Origin of the sequence: Pseudomonas sp. B10(2017) (assembly GCF_002113295.1) — a bacterium.
Lineage (GTDB): Bacteria > Pseudomonadota > Gammaproteobacteria > Pseudomonadales > Pseudomonadaceae > Aquipseudomonas > Aquipseudomonas pudica.
In genome coordinates, this window is record NZ_NEJU01000019.1 from 21803 (window position 1) to 42952 (window position 21150).

Genomic DNA, 21150 nt, shown 5'->3' on the forward strand with positions numbered 1-21150 from the left:
CCGGGCCATGCTGCTCAACCTGTTCAATGAAATGCGCGCGGCCAAGGTGCCGGTGTCGGTCCGCGAACTGCTCGACCTGCACCAGGCCCTGCAAAAGCGCGTGGTGTTCGCCGACATGGACGAGTTCTACTACCTCGCTCGCGCCATCCTGGTGAAGGACGAGCGCCATTTCGACAAGTTCGACCGCGCCTTCGCCGCTTACTTCAAGGGCCTGGAAAACCTCGACCGGCATATCGAGGCATTGATCCCCGAAGACTGGCTGCGCAAGGAGTTCGAGCGCTCGCTGACCGATGAGGAGCGCGCGCAGATCCAGTCGCTGGGTGGCCTGGACAAGCTGATCGAGGAGTTCAAGAAGCGCCTCGAAGAGCAGAAGGAGCGTCACGCCGGCGGCAACAAGTGGATCGGCACTGGCGGCACCAGCCCGTTCGGCTCGGGCGGCTTCAACCCCGAGGGCATCCGCGTGGGCGAGGCCGGCAAACGCCAGGGCAAGGCGGTGAAGGTATGGGACCAGCGCGAATACAAGAACCTGGACGACCAGGTGGAGCTGGGCACCCGCAACATCAAGCTGGCTTTGCGCCGGTTGCGCAAGTTCGCCCGTGAAGGCGCCGCCGAAGAGCTGGACATCGATGGCACCATCGACCACACCGCGCGGGATGCCGGGCTGCTGAACATCCAGATGCGCCCCGAGCGGCGCAATACGGTGAAGCTGCTGTTGCTGTTCGACATCGGTGGGTCGATGGACGCCCACGTCAAGGTCTGCGAAGAGCTGTTTTCGGCGTGCAAGACCGAGTTCAAACACCTGGAGTACTACTACTTCCACAACTTTGTGTACGAGTCGGTCTGGAAGAACAACCTGCGCCGCACCTCGGAGCGCTATTCCACCTTCGACCTGCTGCACAAGTACGGCGATGACTACAAGGTTGTGTTCGTCGGCGATGCGGCCATGGCGCCCTACGAGATTACCCAGCCGGGGGGCAGCGTGGAGCACTGGAACGAAGAGGCCGGCTATGTGTGGATGCAGCGTTTCATGGAGAAATTCAGGAAGATCATCTGGATCAACCCGTACCCGAAGCAGGCCTGGGACTACACCGCATCGACCCACCTGGTGCGAGACTTGATCGAGGACAAGATGTACCCGCTGACCTTGCAGGGGTTGGAGGAAGGGATGCGTTACCTGTCCAAGTGATTTTGCCGGTACCGGCCCTTTCGCGGGTGAACCCGCCCCCACAGGTATTGCGCAAGCCTTGAGGCCTGTGGGGTACCTGTGGGAGCGGGTTCACCCGCGAAGAGGCCGCCAGCCTCAACGCCAACGGTCCAGGTATACCTGCTGCTCCCGCCACGCCTCATCCTGCACCACCGCCCGGAACCGCACCACAGCCCCCGGCATGCACTGCGCCAGTTGCGCCAGCGCCAACGGCGTCAATGCCCCCAGCCGCGGATAACCGCCAATGGTCTGCCGGTCATTGAGCAACACGATCGGCTGCCCATCCGGCGGCACCTGCACCGCCCCCAGCGGAATCCCCTCGGAAATCATCGGCGCGCCCTGGTAGACCAGCTGCGGCCCCAGCAGGCGGATGCCCATGCGGTCGGCACGGCTGTCCAGCGTCCACTCGCGGTTGAACGCCTCGAACAGGCTGGTACCGCTGAAGTCACCGATCTGTGCGCCTATCACCAGGTCAAGCACTGGCTTTTGTGCGTACCGTGGCCGCAGCGCTGCTGGTACCTCACGCAGGGTCGCTGAAGCGCTGGCAAATGCCAGCACCTGGCCTTTGCCGAGCGCAGAACCCTGGCCATCGATACCGCCCAGTTCTTCCCGCACGACCGTGGCACGACTGCCCAGAACATCCTCGCCCAGGAACCCGCCAGGTGCTGCCAGGTATGCCCGCACGCCTTGCTTGGGCTGTTTCAGGGTCAACCGCTGCCCCTTGGCCAATGCAAAGCTGCACCAGGGCGCCAGCGACTGATCATCGACCCGCGCATCCAGGTCGGCACCGGCCAGGGCCAGCACACAATCCTGCTCTGCGACCACACAGAAACCACCTAGCGCCACCTCGACCACCGGCGCCGTCAACGGGTTGCCCAGCAGCCAGTTGGCCCAGTGCATCGCCACCCAGTCCAGCGCCCCGCCCTGGGTCACGCCCAAGTGGCGTACGCCAAAGCGCCCGGCATCCTGCAACTGGCACAGCGGTGTACTGGCCTCGATCTTCAGCTGCTTCATGCCTGCGCCTCCACATCACCGCCCAACGCCACGAACTCGCTGCGCGAAACCGGCACGAAGCGCACCCGGTCACCGGGTTGCAACAGGCTGTAGCCCTCGCGTTCACGGTCGAACAGGCGCACCGGGGTACGCCCGATCAGGTTCCAGCCACCCGGCGATACCGCCGGATAGGCCGCCGTCTGGCGCTCGGCAATACCGACACTGCCGGCCGCCACGCGCTTGCGCGGGGTGCTCAGGCGCGGGCTGGCCAGGCGTTCGTCCACCAGGCCCATGAAGCCGAAACCGGGGGCAAAACCCAGCGCGAACACCGGGTACTCGCGCTCGCTGTGCAAGCGGATCACCTCTGCTTCACTCAAGCCACCGCGGGCCGCCAACACCGGCAGCTCCGGGCCGACGCTGGCGTCGTACCACACCGGGATCTCATGGCGGCGGCCACCGCTGCCCGTGTCTGGCTGCAAGCCCTCCAGCGCACGGATGATCAATGCCCTCGCCTCACCCGGTGGCAGGTCGAACTGCACCATCAGCGTGGTGTAGGACGGCACCAGGTCCAGCAAGTGCTCGCCGAACGCCACGTGCAGGCGCTGGCTGGCGGCAAGCATCCACGGCATGTTGCCCTCGTCGATGGAATCGAACAGGCGCACCATCAGGCTGTCGATGGCCACAACTTCAATACGCGGCTTCATCGCGACTCCAGGGCATCGAGGGCCTGGCGAATCTGCCGCACCGCCGCTACCGAACTGTCATTGTCGCCGTGCACGCACAGGGTGCTGGCTGCAAGCGTCAGTGCACTGCCATCGTCCGCCACCAGCGTGTCGCCACGAGCCAGGCGCACGGCCTGCTCCACCACCAGCGCCGGGTCGTGGTGCACCGCACCGGGCAGGCGCCGCGACACCAGGTGCCCGCTGGCGGTGTAGGCACGGTCGGCGAATGCTTCGAACCACAGCGGCACGCCGATTTCATCGCCCAGGGCCTGGGCGGCGCGGTTGTCGGAGGTGGCCATCAGCATCAACGGCAGGCCGCCGCCATAGGCCGCCACAGCCTCCAGTACGGTACGCAGCTTGAGCGGGTCGGCCATCATGTCGTTGTACAGCGCGCCATGGGGTTTCACGTAGGCCACGCGGCCGCCCAACACTTTGCAGATGCCCTCCAGCGCACCGATCTGGTAGTGCAGCAGGTCGCGGATTTCCTCCGGGCTGCAGGCCATGGAGCGGCGGCCGAAGCCGACCAGGTCCGGGTAGGCCGGGTGCGCGCCAATGGTCACGCCGTGCTCCAGCGCCAGGGCCACGGTACGGCGCATGATGCCGGGGTCGCCGGCGTGGTAGCCGCAGGCGATGTTGGCGCAATCGATGTAGGGCATGACTTCGGCATCCAGGCCCATGCGCCAGCTGCCGAAACTCTCGCCCATGTCGCAATTGAGTAGCAGGCGTTCCACCGCACGGCCTCCGTTGTCGTTGTTCATATGCCTACCTTAACGCGCCTGCAGCTGTTTGCCGCGGGTTTCCGGCAGGCTCAGCGCCGCCACGATCACCACCCCGTAGGACACGGCAGAGAACACGCCGATACCCAGGCCCAGCGGTACCTTCTGGCCGAGCACGCCGATCAGCAGCGGGAACAGTGCCGCGATGACCTTGCCGATGTTGTAGCAGAAGCCCTGCCCCGAACCGCGGATACGCGTGGGGAACAGTTCGGTCAGGAACGCGCCCATGCCGCTGAAGATGCCCGAGGCGAAGAAGCCCAGCGGGAAGCCCAGCCACAGCATCACGCCGTCACTGACCTGCATTTGCGTGTACAGCAGCACGATGACGAACGAGCCTACGGCGAACAGGATGAAGTTCTTCTTGCGCCCCAGCAGGTCGGACAGGTACGCACTGACCACATAGCCGACGTAGGAGCCGACGATCACCATGGCCAGGTAGCCACCGGTACCCAGCACGCTCAGGCCGCGCTCGTTCTTGAGGAAGGTCGGCAGCCACGAAGTAATGGCGTAGTAGCCGCCCAGTGCGCCAGTGGTCAGCAGGGACGCACGCACGGTGGTCCAGAGCATGCCTGGGGCAAAGATTTCATAGAACTGCGCAGGCGCCTCGGCGTTTTCCACCGCCTTGGCCTCGCGGTATACCTCGGGGTCCTTGACCAGGCGGCGGACGAAGATCACGAAGATCGCCGGTACCAGGCCCAGCAGGAACAGCGCGCGCCAGGCCTGCTCTGCCGGCAGCCAGGAGAACAACAGCGCATAGAGGATGGCGGTAAGGCCCCAGCCAAGGGCCCAGCCGGACTGCACCATGCCCACCGCCTTGCCACGGTCCTGGGCGCGGATCACCTCGCCGATCAGGACCGCGCCGGCGGTCCACTCACCGCCAAAGCCGAAGCCCATCAGGGTACGGGCGATCAGCAGCTGTTCGTAGTTCTGTGCAAAGCCGCAGAGGAAGGTGAAGAAGGCAAACCACAACACCGTCAGTTGCAGGGTGCGCACGCGGCCAATGCGGTCGGAGAGAATGCCGGCCACCCAGCCACCCACGGCCGAGGCGATCAAGGTGCTGGTGTGGATCAACCCGGCTTCGGTGGTGGTGATGCCCCACAGCATGATCAGCGTCGGAATGACGAAGCTGAGCATCTGCGTGTCCATGCCGTCCAGGCCGTAGCCGATCTTGCAGCTCCAGAACGTCCGGCGCTGCTGTGAGTCGATGTCGCGATACCAGGCGAAGGGCCCGGACGAAGATGGGGAGCTGACCTGCTGCTGCACGCCGGTGGGGTTCATGCTTGCCTCGGCTTGTTGGTATTGTTTTATGGGCGACAATGAGTCGCGGCCTGGCTGCCATTGTTCAGAGACCGCGCCGTTTGCGTCCAACGAGAAAAACCGCCGGTCTGGAACAAGAAAAACTGATCATGAACCTTCGCTTCCTCGAAACCTTCGTCTGGGTCGCCCGGCTAAAGAGTTTCCGCCTGACCGCGGAAAAGCTGTTCACCACCCAGGCCTCGGTGTCCAGCCGCATTGCCGCGCTGGAGGCCGACCTGGGCGTGAAGCTGCTGCTGCGCGATTCACGCGGCGTCAGCCTGACCCCGGAAGGCGGCAAGGTACTGGAATATGCCGAGCGCATGCTGGAAACCGCCAAGGCCATGAAACAGTCGCTGGACAGCGACCGGGCCAAGGTCGGACGCATCCGTATCGGGGTGATGGACACGGTGATCCACACCTGGATGAGCGCACTGGTGGCGGAGCTGACCGAGCGGTACCCGCAGGTGGAGATCGAACTGGTGGCCGACACTGCACTGAACCTTCGGGAGCAATTGCAGAAGGGCTTTCTCGACGTGATCTTGCAGACCGACCTGCTGCGCGAGCAGTCGATCCGCAGCCTGGACCTGGCGCGCTACCCGATGGGTTGGGTGGTGGCCGCCGGCTCGCACCAGCACCGCGACTACGCTTCACTGGCCGAGCTTGGGCGGGAACGCATCGTCACCTTCTCGAAGAACTCGCGGCCGCACCAGGAAGTGCTGAGCCTGCTGTTGAGTGCCGGGGCCGAAACGCCGCGGCTGAACTGCGTGAACTCGGTGGCGGCGATTACCCGGCTGTTGCGCGACGGGTTTGGCATTGGGGCGTTGCCGCCGGCGCTGGTGGATGCCGAGTTGAGCCGGGGTGAGCTGGTGTTGCTGCAGGGGCTGCAACCGCCGCCGAGCCTGGAGTTGGTGGTGGCCTGGCAGACCGGGGTGGCGTTGGTGGATGAAGTGGTCGGGGTATGCCGGCAGGTGCTGGAGAGGTATGCGCGGGATGTGGGTGGGCAACGGATTGTGTTGGTCTGACAGATTTTCTTTGCCTGTGGCGGCCTTTTCGCGGGTGAACCCGCTCCCACAGAGTCACCACAGGTCTTGAGGGCTGCGCAGTACCTGTGGGAGCGGGTTCACCCGCTAAAAGGCCGCCACAGGCACAGCAAAGATCAGCGCCAGCTCTCTTTCACCGCCCCGCGCCGCCCGCCCAGGATCACCCAGCCAATCCCCAGCAACAGGCTTTCGACCACGAAGGCCAGCACAAAACCTGCACCAAGCCCCCAGGCAACCGCCTCGGGCGCCAGCAGGATCTGGTAGCTGTAGCCATTGAGGGTTTCTTCGCGCAACTGCGGGTCGGCCTGCACCAGCACGTGCCAGGTACGCTGCGCCCATGGCGCTTGCAGCGCCTGCCATTCGTTTTCCAGCAGTTCGTTGCGGATCATCAGGCTTTCGATGCTGTTGGCATCACTGTTGAACACCGGGTCGTCGCTGCTGCGGTAATGCCGCAGCAGCGCCTGCAGGTCGCCATTGAAGAAGCGTTCGGCGGTCTGCCGGAAGCCGTCGAGCGCTTCGCGTGACTCGAACAGGTGCGCCTCGACCCGCTGGCTGTAGTCCTTCACCAGCCCCGGGACCTGGATACCGGCCAGCAGGCCGAAGGTGAACAGCAGCAACCGCAGGTAACTTCTGAACATGCCGCGTCCTTAGCTCTGGCCGTGCGCCACGCACTCGCCGTGCCGCCACAGGGCCCACTGACCCGGCTCGTAGCGCTGCCAGGTCTCGTTCTCGGTCAATGCCTCGGTGGCGATCACCGTGACCACGTCGTTGGGGGTAGTTTCGGTGTGAAAATCGACGATCAGGTCAACATCCTTCAAGCGCGCCGCACCAAAGGGTGCCCGGCGGGTAATGTGCACCAGCTTGGTCGAACAGAAGCAGAACAGCCAGTCGCCGTCGCTGAGCATGCAGTTGAACACGCCCTGGCCACGGTAGCCGGCACAGGCTTCGACCAGCACCGGCAGCAGCTGTTCCACGGGCACAGGCTCTGGGAAGGCGCTGCGGATGCGGTTGAGCAGGTCACAGAAGGCCGCCTCGCTGTCGGTGTCGCCCACCGGCCGGTAGAAACTGGCCTGGCCCTTGAAGTCGCCCAGCTGGCCGTTGTGCGCGAAGCACCAGTTGCGGCCCCACATTTCCCGCACGAAGGGGTGGGTGTTGGACAGGCATACCTTGCCGACGTTGGCCTGGCGGATATGGCCGATGACCACTTCACTCTTGATCGGGTAGCGCTGCACCAGGTTGGCCACTTCCGACTCGCTGCTCGCGGCCGGGTCCTGGAACAGGCGCAGGCCACGGCCTTCGTAGAAGCCGATGCCCCAGCCGTCACGGTGCGGGCCGGTGCGGCCGCCGCGCTGCATCAGGCCGGTGAAGCTGAAGACGATGTCGGTAGGGACGTTGGCACTCATGCCCAGCAGTTCGCACATAGATGTCTCCGCTTACAGACGGGGCTCGACCCGGCCGCCGCCACGGAGGGTGGCAGAGGCGGCTGGAGGTGGCGCGTCACGGTAACGGTCGCGGCGCTCGGCGGCCAAGGGTGCCTGGGCGCCGAGCTGGTCATCTTCGGCAGCCTGGCGCTGGGCAGCGGCCTCCGCCCGCGCGCGGCGCTCGCGGGCGCGCTTTTCCAGCGGCAAGCGCACCAGTACGAAAAGGAAATACAGGGAAAAGGCCCCCATGCCGTACATGGCGAAGTCGGACACTGCGCGCCAGGCGTTGTTGCCAACCTTGAAGGCGACATCAAGGGCGGTGATGGCAATGGCCGGGGCGAAACTGTCCTTGACCGGGTCGACGATGGTCGGGGTCAGCAGCAGCACTGCCAGCACCACTCGCAGCGGTTCGCGCAGCCAGCGCCACATCCAGTTGGTGAGCTTGAAGCCCACCATCAGGCAGCCCAGGGCGGCAACGGCATATAGGCCCCAGGCGAGGGTGTAGTCGTTCTCGGTCATGGTGTTCGTGCAAGCCAGGCAAAGAGATGCCTATGATAAACACTTTTCCGGGCGCAGACAGTGTTTGCCTGTCCCGGCCTCTTAGCGGGTTTACCCGCGAAGAGGCCGGCACGGCAACCCCAATCAAGAGATCCTCAATGCCAACCAAGCCCCAACCCCCGATTGCCCACCAGGCCCAGGCCAGCGACCCGTACGCCTGGATGCAACAGCGTGACACCCCCGAGGTGCTTGCCTACCTGCAAGCCGAGAACGCCTACCAGGAAGCCTGCCTGGCCAACCAGGCGCCACTGCGCGAACAACTGTTCGAAGAGATCAAGGGCCGCATCCTGGAAACCGACCTGTCGCTGCCGACGCCCTGGGGCCCCTACCTGTACTACACCCGTACCACCGCGGGCGACGAGTACCCGCGCCACTACCGCTGCCCGCGCCCGGCCGACGACTCCAACACGGTCGATGAAAGCCAGGAGCAACTGCTGCTCGACCCCAACGCCCTGGCCAATGGCGGTTTCCTGTCCCTCGGCGCGTTCAACGTCAGCCCCGACCACCGCCTGCTGGCCTATAGCCTGGACACCAGCGGCGACGAAATCTTCACCCTGTATGTGAAGGACCTGGCCAGTGGCAGCGTCACTACCCTGCCCTTCGACGATTGTGATGGCAGCCTGACCTGGGCCAACGACAGCCAGACCCTGTTCTTCGCCGAACTGGACGACACCCATCGCCCATGGCGCCTGCGTCGCCACACCCTGGGCAACGAAGGCGCGCAGACCGTGTTCGAGGAGCCCGACGGGCGCTTCTTCCTGCACTGCTACCGCACCAGTTCCGAACGCCAGCTGGTGCTGCTGCTCAATAGCAAGACTACCAGCGAAGCCTGGGTGCTGGACGCGGAGACCCCGCAGGCTCCGTTCACCTGCCTGGCGCCACGCGTCGAAGGTCACGAATATTTCCCCGACCACGGCCAGCTCGACGGCCAGTGGCGCTGGTTCATTCGCACCAACCAGGACGGCATCAACTTCGCCCTGTACCACGCCCCGGTCGCACCAGTGCCCAGCCGGGAGCAATGGCAGGTGCTGGTAGCGCACCGCGACGCGATCATGCTCGAAGGCCTGAGCCTGAATGCCGGCGCGCTGACCCTGAGCCTGCGCGAAGGCGGCCTGCCGATCATCGAGGTGCGCCCACAGGGCCTGGCGGCCTACCGCGTCGAACTGCCCGACGCGGCCTACAGCCTTTACGTGCAGGACAGCCTGGAGTTCGCCAGCCCATGCCTGCGCCTGCGCTACGAAGCACTCAACCGCCCGGCCCAGGTACGCCAGCTGGAGCTGGCCAGTGGTGCCCAGGCGGTGCTCAAGCAAACCCCGGTGCTGGGGCCGTTCGATGCAGATGACTATGTCAGCGAGCGCCTTTGGGCCACGGCAGCGGACGGCACCCGGGTGCCGATCAGCCTGGTGCGCCGCCGCCAGGACCTCGGCCAGACCGTGCCGCTTTACCTGTATGGCTACGGCGCCTATGGCGAAAGCCTCGACCCGTGGTTCTCGCACGCGCGCCTGAGCCTGCTGGAGCGCGGCGTGGCCTTTGCCATCGCTCATGTGCGTGGCGGCGGCGAACTGGGCGAAGCCTGGTACCGCGCCGGCAAGCAGGAGCACAAGCACAACACTTTCAGCGATTTCATCGCCTGTGCCGAGCACCTGATCGCCGAGGGTGTAACGGCTGCCGACCGCCTGGCCATCAGTGGCGGCAGCGCCGGTGGCCTGCTGATCGGCACGGTGCTCAACCTGCGTCCCGAGCTGTTCCGCTGTGCGATTGCCGAAGTGCCGTTCGTAGATGTGCTCAACACCATGCTCGACCCCGAGCTGCCGCTGACCGTGACCGAGTACGACGAATGGGGCAACCCTGAGGAGCCGGAGGTGTATGAGCGGATCAAGGCCTACGCACCGTACGAGAACGTGAAGGCACAGGCCTACCCGGCGGTGCTTGTGGTGGCGGGCTACAACGACAGCCGCGTGCAGTACTGGGAAGCGGCCAAATGGGTGGCGCGGCTGCGCACGCGCAAGACCGACGACAACCTGCTGCTTCTCAAGACCGAGATGGGGGCTGGGCATGGCGGAATGAGCGGGCGGTATCAGGGGCTCAAGGATGTGGCTTTGGAATACGCGTTCGTGTTCGGCGAGCTAGGTATCGTTTGAGAAAACTGGGGGCGCTTTGCGCCCCTTTCGCGACACAAGGCCGCTCCTACAGGTACCGCGCATGCCCTGAATCCTGCGCGCTCCCACAGAAAACCGGGGCAGGCCGGCTGAATTCAATCATCCTGCACCGGCTGCTTCGGCGGGTCCTGACGCAACCCCGGCAATGGCTGGTCCTTCGGCGGCCCGGGCACTGGCATCGGTGGCAGCAACGGCGCCCCCGGCTGGCTGTCATAGGCCTTGGGCGGTGTACTCGGGGTAATCTGCGGATATGGCGTAGGCGTCGGCGTACCCGGTGCACCGGGCACCGGCGTGCTCAGCCGGGGTGGCGTGCTGGCAGCTTCGGCCATGGGCAGGCCGGCCAACAACAGCGCAGCGAGGATCGCGCGAAACATCAGCAACCTCCTGTCGGGAACCTTCCTACAGGCTACGCCTAAATCACAGCTTTCGCCTGTCCGCCTGCCCCGCAAGCGCGCTAGACTCAGTGGCATAACCGTCATTTGCCAGATCAGAACAAAGGAAACACCATGAGCTCCACCTCTTCCGTCGCCGCCACCGCGCGCCTGGACCGCATCCTGGCCGATGCCAAGCGCGACAAGGAAATGGGCTACCGCGACAAGGCCCTGAAAATGTATCCGCACGTCTGCGGCCGCTGCGCCCGCGAGTTCTCTGGCAAGCGCCTGAGCGAGCTGACCGTGCACCACCGCGACCACAACCACGACAACAACCCGCAGGACGGCTCAAACTGGGAGTTGCTGTGCCTGTACTGCCACGACAACGAGCACTCGCGCTACACCGACCAGCAGTACTTCAGCGAAGGCTCCACCAGCACCCCGAGCATTGCCAAGGCCACCCACAACCCGTTCGCCGGGCTGGCGGGCATGCTGAAGAAAGACTGACCATCGATTCGCCCCCCGCTGCTACCGGGCAGCCCGTATAATCGCGCTTTTTTCGCGAAGGGCCCCGGTACGTGGCAAACAAACGATACAGCTGCATCGGTCTGTTCAACCCCAAGTCGGCAGAAAATGTCGGCTCGGTGATGCGCGCCGCGGGTTGCTACGGCGTCAATTCGGTGTTCTACACCGGCAAACGCTACGAGCGTGCCCGTGACTTCGTCACCGACACCAAGCGCGTGCACTACGACATCCCACTGATCGGCATCGACGACCTGCAGCGCATCATCCCGCTTGGCTGCACGCCGGTGGCAGTGGAGTTGGTGGAAGGTGCGCGGCCATTACCGGAGTACACCCACCCGGACCGGGCCATCTATATCTTCGGGCCGGAAGACGGCAGCCTCGGTGCCGATGTGCGGGCGTGGTGCGAAGAGACCATCTACATTCCGACCGAGGGCTGCATGAACCTGGCAGCAACGGTGAATGTGGTGCTGTATGACCGCATGGCCAAGGGGCTGAATACCCGTTCGGGGCCCAAGTTCAAATAGCCGACTGAACGATGACGGTGGCCAACAGGTCACCTGCATACACCTCAGACGGAGACCTTGCCATGCTTGATATCCATTCGGCAGCGACATCGCAGGACAAGAACGTTCATGGCCTGGAGCGCGCCAGTTCGCTGGCTGGCGGCGCGCTGATGGTCAGCAAGGGGCTGCGCCACGGCGGCCTGGTCGGGTTGTTGCAGATCGCAGTGGGCGGCCTGGCACTGGCTCGAGGCTTCAGCGGGCACTGTGCAACCAAGGCCTGGTGGCAGCGGCATCGGCAGGAATATCACCGCTTGCGTTCGGACATCGAGCGCAGCGCGGCGGAGCTGGAGGCATTGAAGGCGAGTGCCGACGCAGCGACGCGGGGGGTGACGGTGACCGGGAAGGATCCATTGGCCAATTGATTTTGCACTGCCTGTGCCGGCCCTTTCGCGGGTAAACCCGCTCCCACAGGGACGGCACCGTCTTGAGGGCAGCACATTACCTGTAGGAGCAGCCTTGTGCTGCGAAAGGGCCAATATGATCAAAGAGGGCAACAATAAACCTGTGGGAGCGGGTTCACCCGCGAAGAGGCCGGTACGGGCGAAAGAGGTGCTCAGCGCAACGCCTTGCTCTGCAACACCTCGGAGCGCCGTCCCAGTACGTTTTCACTGATCTGTATGAAGTCTTCGGTGCTGACGCTGGGCAGACGCATCAGCCCGCGGGCAACATCGTCCAGCGAGCGTTTGGCCTGGGTGTGGATGCGGATTTCCTTGTCCAGCGCCTGCAGCAGCATCACCCCGCGCGCCACCTGCGCCGGGGTGGCATGCTCGCCTTTGAGGCGGGTGACCTTGGCGCCCTGCTTGCTCAGGCGCGCCTGCCAGGCCTGGTAACGGTCATCACTCACCCCGCCCGAACGGCGCAGCAACTCGCTGGCGTAGTAGTCAGTCAGGCTTTCCACCAGCCAGTCACTGCCATCACGCCCATGGATCTGCGCAAACAGTTGCACCACTTCGCGCAGCAGTGGGCTGCTGCCATTCTCGCTGACCATCGGCCGGGCACTGTGCAGGTACAACGAGCCCTGCGCGGCCATCGCCCCGCGCCACATGCCGTCGCGGGCACCGACCAACAGCAGCTTCGGCGGGTTGCGCGGGAATACCGCCTGCAATTGCGGCCAGACAAAAGTCAGCATGGTCAGGTTGTCCATGCGCCGCATACCCTGCCCAACCGGTGCGGCCACGGTCACCTCGGTTTCGCCAAGGCGGGCGCGGCGGCTGCCCAGGTCGCCGGCGAGCATCCAGCCGGTGGGACGGTCGAACAGACGCGAAACGTTGTCGATGCGGAACTTGTCCTTGCCGATGCGCGGCCAGGAGGTCTCGATGCTCCTCCAGCCCTCGGGCAGGTCGAACGCCAGACGCGCCACCAGCTCGGTGCCATCCTGCTGGTCGAGCCGTGCAGGCGGTACCAGCTGGTCGCCGAGGAACAACGCCCAATGCGGGGTGATGCGCGACGAATAGGCGCCGCTGGCGCGTTTCTGGTCCAGCTGCACGCGGTAGCTGAGGCTGGTCTTGCCGGCCGCCGGTTGCCATACGCCGCGCTGGCCCTGCAGTTGCCATTGGCCATCAGCCTGGAAGCCGCTGTAGGCCCCGGCCTTGCCCAGGTCGAAGTCCAGGCTGCGCACGGCACTGCCTTCGGCCAAGGTGAGGCGGACCTCCGCCTGGCCACTGGCTGGCAACAGGCGCACCTGGTAGTCGAGGTCGACCTTTTTCGCCCAGGCGGGCGAGCTGGCCATCAGGCCTAACAGCAACAACAGCTGGCAACGCATACAGAAACTCCTTGTTTCCCCATGGCAGCGGGCCGCGCCGGTCAGCTGGCGCGGAAGATCAGGTGGTCTTCCCAGTCGTCTTCGTGCACTTCATGTTCACTGAGCATGCGCCCCGACTGGGAAATGCGCTGTTCATGGACCTGTTGGCGATCGCCGCAGACCAAATGGTGCCAGGCCGGCAGGTCCTTGCCCTCGCTGACCAGGCGGTAGCCGCAGGTGCTCGGCAGCCACTTGAACTGGTCGGCCTTTCCCGGGGTGAGCTGGATGCAGTCAGGTACCTGGGCGAAGCGGTTTGGGTAATCGCTGCACTGGCAGGTGTGCAGATCCAGCAGTTTGCAGGCGATGCGCGTGTAATAAACGCTGTTGTCGTCCTCGTCCTCGAGCTTTTGCAGGCAGCACAGGCCGCAGCCGTCACACAGCGACTCCCATTCTTGCGGGCTGAGTTGCTCAAGGGTCTTGCGCCGCCAGAACGGCGCGTTTTCAGCGATCATGACACGGTTTCCTGCATTCATCTTGGGGCCACGGCGCGCGGCGGCGCCAGTCTAGAGCCTGGCCTTCGGCAAAGCCAGACCGCTTGTCAGTCGCGAAGCGACGCAGTAGCGTGCGCGTTTCCCGTCCTTTTGCAGGAGCCGCCATGAGCGCCACCCCTCGCATTGCCGATTACGCCATCAACGAGCAGTTCATCAACCGCTGGTCGCCACGCGCCTTCACCGCCGAGCCGATCAGCGAAGAAACCCTGCTGAGCTTCCTCGAAGCTGCACGCTGGGCGCCGTCGGCGAACAACTCGCAACCTTGGCGCTTCCTCTATGCCCGCCGTGACACGCCGAACTGGGAGCGCTATCTGAACCTGCTGGTGCCGGCCAACCGCAGCTGGGCGCAACAGGCTTCGGCGCTGGTAGTGGTGATTTCCAAGACGACCTACGCCGCTCCGGGCGCCACGGAAGAAAGACCGGCACTGTGGCACACCTTCGACACCGGCTCCGCCTGGGGGCACCTGGCCCTGCAAGCCAGCATCAGCGGCTGGCATACCCATGGCATGGCCGGTTTCGACCAGGAACTGGCGCGTCAGGAGTTGAAGGTTCCTGAGGGTTACGTGCTGCATGCCATGGTGGCGATCGGCAAGCTGGGCGACAAGTCCAGCCTGAACGAAGCCCTGCAGGCGCGTGAAGTACCGAGCCCGCGCAAGCCACTGAGCGAGCTGGCTGCCGAGGGTGATTTCAGCCTGTGAGCCCTCATTGGCTGTAACGGCCTTTTCGCAGCACAAGGCTGCTGCCACAGCGTAGTGCAAGACCGCACACACCTGTAGGAGCAGCCTTGCGCTGCGAAGAGACCGGCACAAGCGCTACACAAATGGAATCTTTGGCATATTTCACCAGTCCTTACTTACAAGAGGCCAGCAGTCCGAGGCCCTTGACCCTCAACCACGCAAGGACTCCGTCATGACCACGATCCTCATCATCATCCTGATCCTTCTGCTGATTGGTGGCTTACCGGTCTTCCCGCACTCGCGCAGCTGGGGCTATGGCCCGTCCGGCATCATCGGCGTGGTGCTGGTGATCCTGTTGGTGCTGTTGTTATTGGGCATGATATGAACTGCCAACCGCCCGGCTACAGGCTTGCATCGAACACCACTGTCACGGCGCCCGTATAAACCTGCCCAGGCTTCATTCGCTCGGCGCCCGACATGCCTTGTGGGAGCACATGGAAGTGCAGCAGGCCCCGGCAGAGTCCCGGCCCGTCGGCAGGCAGGTCGAATGCCAGCGCATGCTGCTCCCCTCCCAGCGACAGTGCCCGCCTGTTGACCGCGCTGCCGCGATGCAAGGCTCCCGACAGGCTCACCGCCAGGTACAGTGGGGTTCGGTCACCATTGGCGGCCTGCAAGGGGCAGCCGACATTGGCCGATGATGAACAGGTCGCCCAGACTTTGAATGGGCCGCTGCTGGTCAGGGTGAAGGGAATGTCTTTTTCCAGTTTGCCCGGCAGGCCATGGCGCCCTGCGTAACGTTCCCAGCCTGGCCGCGGCTCCAGCACCACGCGGTGTGCATCAGCGCCAAAGCGCACATCCAGGTCATGCAACACCTCCAGTTCGACATGAAAGGCCACCGAATCGGTATCCAGGGCTGTCACCGTCCTGTTCGAACCCAATCCGATATCCCTGTCAGGGCCCAGTGAATACTGGATTCGCCCGCGATACCTGCCGGCGGCAAGGCTTGCCGGATTGGGCATTTTCAAGCGATAGCCCAGTAGCAGATTTCTGACCCGGTAACGGCCAACATCGCCTGGCGGCAAGCCCACCCTGCAACCATTGGCGGGTACCGCCCAAAGTAATGGGTGCCCTGCCCCGGCGTTCAGCACTGCCTGACAACCGCTGCTCTGCAGGCCCGGCTGCAAGGGAAGCGACGGCCCGTCGCCCATTCGCGTCACCACCCCGCCAATGTGGGTGATCTCGATTTCCACGCGGGCCTGCTCTGCCGACCCTTCGCGGGTCAGATACAGAATACCCGGCTGGCTCGGTCGTGCGAAATGGAAGCCGTCAGCCTGTTCGCCATCAACCTGCTTTTCAAAGCTGGCCTCCAGTTGCACCAAGCCTTGCAACGGCTTGTCGCACAATGCAGCAACGCGGGCGCAGGCCGAGGAGGCCCGAGACGTCAGGTTCTCGAACTGCCGGGTTTCACCGCGGTAGCGAAGTGCAAGCGTGACATCGGCAGCCTGTGCGGCCTGGGCCGCGAGCAGGCCGAACGTGACCCACAAGGTCACTAGGGTTCGCTTCATCGCCTGCGCCTCTCAGGGGGCCTTGAACGTCAGGGCTTTGTGCGTTGCCCCCTCATGCAGGTCAAAGCGGTACTCCCACCCTGGCTGCTCGGCAAACTCACGCACGACCCCAGGGCGCAGGTGGTGCTTGACCGGCTCGCTGCAGCCCTGCCCGCCAGCCTGGCAATGGCGGAAGTTGTCGAGCAACACGGTCGCATTGCCTTCATTGCCCACCCTCAGTTGCCCGCCAGCCTGGCGCAGGGATGTCTGGTAGCGGGTATCGTTCGGTCGGGTGAACAGCAACGTGCCGTAGCCCGCCAGAAACTGCACGCCCGCACTGAGGGTTTCGCGGTACTGCTCGATCTGCGTTTCACTGAGTGCGAAACGGTCGTCCTTGTCCGGCAGCACAGGGATGAAGCGCAGGCGGAAATAGCGCTCCCTGTCGCGCTCGCCGCGGTACAGCAAGCGCACCGACTGCATTCCCTGCGCCGGAATGATCAACCGCGCCGGGCTGGCCACCACGCCGCGCTGTTCGAGCGGAAGGTGCTCGATTTCCACTTCCCTTGGCTTGCCCTGGCCGTCATACACCAGTTCCAGCACGCTGACCTTGACGAAGGCCGTGCTGTCACCGCGGTTGTAGATACGTTTGGCCAACGTGGTCTTGCCCGCTTCGAGGTAGTCGTAAAGCCCACCCACATTCAGCTGCGGCCCGGCCTGGGCCGTCAGCGGCAGCAGCGCCAATATCGTCAGCAACCTGAATAACTGCATTCTCAACCTCGTTCATCTATGGATTCAAACCGTGCATCTTCGGCCCGGCCTGCCTGGGGAGGCATGCAACGCTGGTCGCCCACCATCAGCACATCGTCTTCTCGCACGTGCTGTTCGGGGGACAGGTTCAACAAGCACGCCAAAGCGCCGGCCAGCTGTACTTCCAGGGTTGGCCGGGACTCGTTCATTTCCACCGTGAAATAGCCATCGGCCTCACTCACCGAGCGGCCGGCATCATTGATGACCCGTGCGCCACGAATCGCCTGGCCGTGGCCGTCGACCAGGCGGCCTAGTACGGTGACCGTCCGCAACACTTTCAACTGGCGGTATTCGACGCCGCCACGGTTGAGGTGGTAATCCATGCTCGTCGGCTGGATTTGCGCTGCGGGTGCCTGCCGGGCATCGAAATCGAACGTCACATGGCCTTCCTTGAATGCGCTCACCGGGATGACATTGCGCCCGGCATGCAGCTCGCTGCTGCTACCATGCTCGTCACTGGCGACCAGGGCCACGCCTTCAAGGTCGGTGTCGACATCGATGATCAACCCGGCTTGCTCAACCATGCCCTGCCCGCTCAACGTCAGCTGGCCGCCACCCATAGCGAGGGTGCTCTGGAGGTTCAGCCCGCCGCTGGCCTTGTTGTCGTAGGTGGAGGTCTGCGCAAACAGGTCGCCATCGAAGGCCTGGCCTTGCAGCCGGCCGTTGGCTGAAAAGCCGGTGCCGTAGCGGTCGACCATGGCTCCGCCGCCCAGGCTGTGCACGGGGCCAAGCTCTACGTCCTGTTGGTACCAGAGCGAGGCGTGCCGGTCAGTACCTTCGCCGTCGCGCCCTGCGCGGCTGCCAACATCGATGCCCGCCTGCCGGTCGGCAAGGGCCAGGCTCATGCTCACGCTCAGGTTGACCCCACGGCTACGCCGCCCTCTGTAGCGGCCGGCTTCAGGGCGGTCGAACAGCGACAGCCGGAAATTGCTGTCGCTGCCCAGCAGCTTGCCGTGGAACACCCAGCCAAGGTCGACGCCCAGGCCGCCGGACGCGCCGGCGGCATGCTCCAGGCGCAGGGTGGCGGAACTGCGTGAGGTAACCCGGTGGTTGAGCGAGACGCTGCTCTGGCTGCTCGTTTCCAGGCGCGACGCTTCGCCCCTGGCATAGGGGCGGCTTTCGAGCCACAGCTGGTGATGGCTGAGCAAGAGCGAGCCACGTGCGTAGGTGTGGGTCAACTGCAGGTCGTAGCCGCTGCCCCGCCCGTCGGTATGGTTGAGGTTGCCGTAAAGCCTCAGTTGCTCGGATGCATCCCAGTCCAGCGAGGTGCCATATTGGCGGGTGCCTTCCACCTGTTGGGCCGACAACCCAAGCACCGCGCTGGGGTGCAACAAATAGTTGCTCATGACACCGGCCGCCAGGCCGTCGGCCTGTGGCTCATCCCGGTTATCGAGCACGCTGGCCTGCCGGCCCAGGTACAGGTTGTAGCGCCAACGGCTATCGAGGTTCTGCCACTGGGCCGGCTTGTATATGAACGCTTCACTGCGGGAGGTTTCGCGGCCATCTTCGATCAGCCGTACCTGCACTTCGTAGATACCCCCCGGCAGCACCCGGGTATCCAGCGTCTGCAACCCAGGTTGCACCTGCTGGCTGTTGATCAACGAGCCGTTGCGGTAAATCTCCACCAGACCCGGTCGGTTGGGAGTTACATGGATGGGCACGGCACTGGCCTGGCCGTTATCCACCAACAGGCTATCGCTGCTGCCGAACATCACCCCCAGGGTGGTACGGGGGGCGTTACCCAGCATTGTGGGTTGGCGCACCAGCCCTTGGGCCTCTGGCATCACATACCCAAGCCGCCAGAAGTGCTCGTCCTGCAGGCGCTCGGCGTACAGCTGCGCCACACGGTGCGCATCCCTGCCCTGCCGCCCGTCGCTACGGTCAACCTGGGCATCTGCCAGCCCGGTCCAGCTACCCAGGCTGCCCTGCCCCATCAGGTTGATGCGCCCGCTGGTGCTGTTGCCATCGTTCACCACATTGAGCTGATTGCGCAGCAGAAGGCCCGCGCTGCCCTGCTCGGGTACGCGGTGATAACGGGACGCTTGCGCGGTTTTTTCGGCATTGCGGGTCAGCAACGACAGCTGAGAGTTGGCCAAGCTGTAATGCATGGTCTTGAGGCCGCCAGGGCAGTCATGTCGGCAATCGCCGAGCGCGCGCCCGGGTGCCAGGTACCCCTGCCACAGGCTACGCAGGTGCGCAGGCTCATGGCTATCCTGGGTATCGGTGAATTCCAGCAGTTGCACGCGGTTATCGCGGGTCAGGATCACCATGGCATCGCCCAGGTAGCGCCCATCCAGCTCTACGCGCACGGCCAGCGGCACATCAAAAAAATGGGCTTCGAATTCGGCTGGCAATCCTTCGACAGCGCTCAGGACAACAGCCGCATCGCTGTCACCCGCCCAGCTGTAGAACGGTGACAGGCAGGCGCAGAAGACCAGCCGACGACACACCTGTCGGCCGACTGCAAGCAAATTGAACATGATTCAAACCAGGGACCGGCCCCGGCTCCCTCGGTTAACCGAAGGGCCGAGGCGGTTGCGTGCTACGTATCAGCGCGCACTGGGTGCGGCAGTTTCGAACAGGATGCTTACGGTGCCGCTGTAGGTACCGGCCACAAAACCGTCATTCGGCTTGATGGCATCGATGGAAATGGGCAGCTCTTTGCCTTCTTTGGCGTCTGCGTCGCTCATGACCTCCACCGGGCTGAGTTGCAGCGATTTGTTGCCCACCTTTACATCCAGCGCAATAGTTTCACTCTCACTGCTGATAATGGCGGCTTGTTGCAACTTGGCTTCAATTGCGCCTACGGAGCTTTTGGCGTGAAACTTGTTGCTGAACGGTACGAATGCCTCTTTGTCAACTTGATAGTCCAGCTTTACGGGTTTATTCGCCCAACTGGCATCGGGCTCGACGGTAAACTCTACTGCCGGAACAACCGCCTCGACCGTAATATCTTTCCTGATAGGTTCGATTGCCAATGCCGAACTTGCGACAAATGCCAGGAACGGCACTGCCATGAAACGTGCTTTCATCTTGATAACTCCTATTTTACGTTGCAATACACCTGGCCCGCTGCAGAACTGCATCAGGGCGCTAAAACTTCAAACAGCAAGTTGAGGTCTGCGCTGTAACTCCCGGGTGTCAATCGCTGTCCGGTCGGTATGGCTCTTTCGGTCCACAATGCAACATTGAAGTCAGCCCAGCCTGATTCCTCCATCAACACCAGCGGCGTGCCGTCATCCGGCACCAGCCCACCTTCTCCACGCGGCCCGGAAACGGCCACGAACATATCCAGTTCTTCATTGACCTGATTGTTTTCGTCAACGAGTCTGAAGTTGCCCGTTTGCCTGACCTGGACGCCTCCCACCGTGCTTCTGATATCCAGATCACGGGAGTACTCACGGAAGTCGTCGGCTTCCGGCATGTAGGTCAGGCGTGTTCTTTCCGGCCAGTGGCCAATCGGGTCTACCCGAAATTCGGCGGCCGTCACGGTGGCCGAGACCTTCACATCGTGGTTGACAGCGCTCATTGCGAACGCTGGCGTCAATGTCATCGCCCACAGCGGCGCAACGAGCTTGAACATCTTCATGGCCAAGGTCTCCCGACTCATAGTGGTGGTTCGGTTTCAAAAACCAGCTCTACCTGTGCGGTATAAGTACCCGGTCGGGCGACCCAGTTAATCAGTGTCATGGGCCTGAAGTAGAAGTCCACTTCCTTGCCAACCGCGGCCTCTGCCGCAGGCAGTACCTGAACAGATGAGCCGTCGTCCGGAAGTTTTTTGCCATTTATCGACATGATGTAGCGCAGGCCAACCGACTTGCCGTTGTCATCCAGGAATTCTGGGGTTTTGCCTGCGTATTTGACGGTAACTGCCCCATTCGGGCTTTTGAGGAAGGCAGTATGTTTAACCGGAGGAAAGTGTTGGGAATCTTTCTTGAATTGCAGCTTTACCGGTGAATTTCCCCACTCGCCGATTGGCTTGTATTCGAACGCCGGCGCAGCCACTACGGCATTGACCGCAATATCTAAATGCTTGGGCTCCAACGCGATGGCGTAACTGCTGGCAACTGTCAGCGCAGACGCCAGCAAAACTCGTATGTTCACGCAGTCCTCCTGAAAACCGGAAAGCCGCCACGGGTTCGGTAGCGGTAGGGTTTATTCTTTAATTCGGAGGAATTATTTGCGCCAATGCGGGGTGGTTG

At 63.6% G+C, this 21150-nt stretch carries 24 protein-coding genes; 8 read left to right on the forward strand and 16 right to left on the reverse strand.

The window, feature by feature from the left end; all coding sequences use genetic code 11:
* The first annotated feature begins 7 nt into the window (after positions 1-7).
* On the forward strand, positions 8-1186 hold the full coding sequence (locus CAF92_RS20480) for a VWA domain-containing protein (RefSeq protein WP_013973749.1): 1179 nt from the start codon (positions 8-10) through the stop codon (positions 1184-1186).
* A 114-nt stretch (positions 1187-1300) separates the two neighbouring features.
* Here CAF92_RS20480 and CAF92_RS20485 read toward each other — a convergent pair whose 3' ends face one another.
* From CAF92_RS20485 to CAF92_RS20500, 4 genes are read right to left on the reverse strand one after another with little or no spacing between them, the layout of a single operon-like run.
* Positions 1301-2218, reverse strand: a complete 918-nt coding sequence (locus CAF92_RS20485) for a biotin-dependent carboxyltransferase family protein (protein ID WP_085601773.1) — start codon at positions 2216-2218, stop codon at positions 1301-1303.
* Positions 2215-2901, reverse strand: coding sequence for a 5-oxoprolinase subunit PxpB (pxpB, locus tag CAF92_RS20490; RefSeq protein WP_085601774.1), 687 nt, complete (start codon positions 2899-2901; stop codon positions 2215-2217). Before pxpB ends, CAF92_RS20485 begins: the two co-directional genes overlap by 4 nt.
* Positions 2898-3677 (reverse strand): 5-oxoprolinase subunit PxpA, encoded by a 780-nt coding sequence (locus CAF92_RS20495; RefSeq protein ID WP_085601775.1) that lies wholly within the window; start codon positions 3675-3677, stop codon positions 2898-2900. Before CAF92_RS20495 ends, pxpB begins: the two co-directional genes overlap by 4 nt.
* 9 nt (positions 3678-3686) lie before the next feature.
* Positions 3687-4973 (reverse strand): MFS transporter, encoded by a 1287-nt coding sequence (locus CAF92_RS20500; RefSeq protein ID WP_013973753.1) that lies wholly within the window; start codon positions 4971-4973, stop codon positions 3687-3689.
* Between the two features lie 128 nt (positions 4974-5101).
* Here CAF92_RS20500 and CAF92_RS20505 point away from each other — a divergent pair, with 128 nt between their 5' ends.
* Entirely contained in the window at positions 5102-6013 is a 912-nt protein-coding gene (locus tag CAF92_RS20505; protein WP_085601776.1) for a LysR family transcriptional regulator, read from the forward strand.
* 134 nt (positions 6014-6147) lie between these two features.
* Here CAF92_RS20505 and CAF92_RS20510 read toward each other — a convergent pair whose 3' ends face one another.
* From CAF92_RS20510 to CAF92_RS20520, 3 genes are read right to left on the reverse strand one after another with little or no spacing between them, the layout of a single operon-like run.
* Positions 6148-6669 (reverse strand): DUF2937 family protein, encoded by a 522-nt coding sequence (locus CAF92_RS20510; RefSeq protein ID WP_085601777.1) that lies wholly within the window; start codon positions 6667-6669, stop codon positions 6148-6150.
* Between the two features lie 9 nt (positions 6670-6678).
* A complete protein-coding gene (locus CAF92_RS20515; RefSeq protein WP_013973756.1) occupies positions 6679-7452 on the reverse strand; it encodes a class II glutamine amidotransferase in 774 nt (257 codons plus the stop codon).
* A 12-nt stretch (positions 7453-7464) separates the two neighbouring features.
* A complete protein-coding gene (locus CAF92_RS20520; RefSeq protein WP_046616461.1) occupies positions 7465-7971 on the reverse strand; it encodes a hypothetical protein in 507 nt (168 codons plus the stop codon).
* Between the two features lie 137 nt (positions 7972-8108).
* Here CAF92_RS20520 and CAF92_RS20525 point away from each other — a divergent pair, with 137 nt between their 5' ends.
* Positions 8109-10151 (forward strand): S9 family peptidase, encoded by a 2043-nt coding sequence (locus tag CAF92_RS20525; RefSeq protein WP_085601778.1) that lies wholly within the window; start codon positions 8109-8111, stop codon positions 10149-10151.
* Between the two features lie 113 nt (positions 10152-10264).
* On the opposite strand, the gene CAF92_RS20530 is transcribed toward CAF92_RS20525, so the two are convergent.
* Positions 10265-10543: a hypothetical protein gene (locus CAF92_RS20530; protein WP_046616463.1), complete on the reverse strand. Its 279-nt coding sequence runs from the start codon at positions 10541-10543 to the stop codon at positions 10265-10267.
* A gap of 132 nt (positions 10544-10675) precedes the next feature.
* On the opposite strand from CAF92_RS20530, the gene CAF92_RS20535 reads away from it, so the two are divergent.
* The 3 genes from CAF92_RS20535 (at position 10676) to CAF92_RS20545 (ending at position 11990) form a co-directional block, all read left to right on the forward strand.
* The gene (locus CAF92_RS20535; protein WP_085601779.1) at positions 10676-11047 is read left to right on the forward strand and encodes a YajD family HNH nuclease; all 372 of its coding nucleotides are present in this window, start codon (positions 10676-10678) and stop codon (positions 11045-11047) included.
* A gap of 71 nt (positions 11048-11118) precedes the next feature.
* Positions 11119-11589 carry an RNA methyltransferase gene (locus CAF92_RS20540; protein WP_046616464.1) on the forward strand — a complete coding sequence of 157 codons (471 nt, stop codon included), beginning with the start codon at positions 11119-11121 and terminating at the stop codon, positions 11587-11589.
* Between the two features lie 62 nt (positions 11590-11651).
* Entirely contained in the window at positions 11652-11990 is a 339-nt protein-coding gene (locus CAF92_RS20545; protein ID WP_046616465.1) for a DUF2892 domain-containing protein, read from the forward strand.
* A gap of 191 nt (positions 11991-12181) precedes the next feature.
* On the opposite strand, the gene CAF92_RS20550 is transcribed toward CAF92_RS20545, so the two are convergent.
* Both CAF92_RS20550 and CAF92_RS20555 read right to left on the reverse strand, forming a co-directional pair.
* Entirely contained in the window at positions 12182-13390 is a 1209-nt protein-coding gene (locus tag CAF92_RS20550) for a hypothetical protein (RefSeq protein WP_085601780.1), read from the reverse strand.
* A gap of 41 nt (positions 13391-13431) precedes the next feature.
* Positions 13432-13881 (reverse strand): YcgN family cysteine cluster protein, encoded by a 450-nt coding sequence (locus CAF92_RS20555; protein WP_085601781.1) that lies wholly within the window; start codon positions 13879-13881, stop codon positions 13432-13434.
* Positions 13882-14024: 143 nt separating this feature from the next.
* Between CAF92_RS20555 and CAF92_RS20560 the strand changes: the two genes are divergently transcribed.
* Both CAF92_RS20560 and CAF92_RS20565 read left to right on the forward strand, forming a co-directional pair.
* On the forward strand, positions 14025-14618 hold the full coding sequence (locus CAF92_RS20560; RefSeq protein WP_085601782.1) for a nitroreductase family protein: 594 nt from the start codon (positions 14025-14027) through the stop codon (positions 14616-14618).
* Positions 14619-14829: 211 nt separating this feature from the next.
* The gene (locus CAF92_RS20565; RefSeq protein ID WP_003252624.1) at positions 14830-14982 is read left to right on the forward strand and encodes a DUF3309 family protein; all 153 of its coding nucleotides are present in this window, start codon (positions 14830-14832) and stop codon (positions 14980-14982) included.
* A 16-nt stretch (positions 14983-14998) separates the two neighbouring features.
* Here the strand turns inward: CAF92_RS20565 and CAF92_RS20570 are convergent, their stop codons facing one another.
* The 6 genes from CAF92_RS20570 to CAF92_RS20595 all read right to left on the reverse strand — a co-directional run bounded on the left by CAF92_RS20570 (position 14999) and on the right by CAF92_RS20595 (position 21052).
* Positions 14999-16162 carry a hypothetical protein gene (locus CAF92_RS20570; protein ID WP_085601783.1) on the reverse strand — a complete coding sequence of 388 codons (1164 nt, stop codon included), beginning with the start codon at positions 16160-16162 and terminating at the stop codon, positions 14999-15001.
* Positions 16163-16174: 12 nt separating this feature from the next.
* Positions 16175-16909, reverse strand: a complete 735-nt coding sequence (locus CAF92_RS20575) for a pilus assembly protein (protein WP_085601784.1) — start codon at positions 16907-16909, stop codon at positions 16175-16177.
* A 2-nt stretch (positions 16910-16911) separates the two neighbouring features.
* Entirely contained in the window at positions 16912-19428 is a 2517-nt protein-coding gene (locus tag CAF92_RS20580; RefSeq protein ID WP_085601785.1) for a TcfC E-set like domain-containing protein, read from the reverse strand.
* Between the two features lie 69 nt (positions 19429-19497).
* On the reverse strand, positions 19498-19980 hold the full coding sequence (locus CAF92_RS20585) for a CS1 type fimbrial major subunit (RefSeq protein WP_158090609.1): 483 nt from the start codon (positions 19978-19980) through the stop codon (positions 19498-19500).
* A 53-nt stretch (positions 19981-20033) separates the two neighbouring features.
* Positions 20034-20537, reverse strand: a complete 504-nt coding sequence (locus CAF92_RS20590) for a CS1 type fimbrial major subunit (protein ID WP_135001718.1) — start codon at positions 20535-20537, stop codon at positions 20034-20036.
* Positions 20538-20554: 17 nt separating this feature from the next.
* A complete protein-coding gene (locus tag CAF92_RS20595) occupies positions 20555-21052 on the reverse strand; it encodes a hypothetical protein (RefSeq protein WP_085601788.1) in 498 nt (165 codons plus the stop codon).
* Positions 21053-21150: the final 98 nt, after the last annotated feature.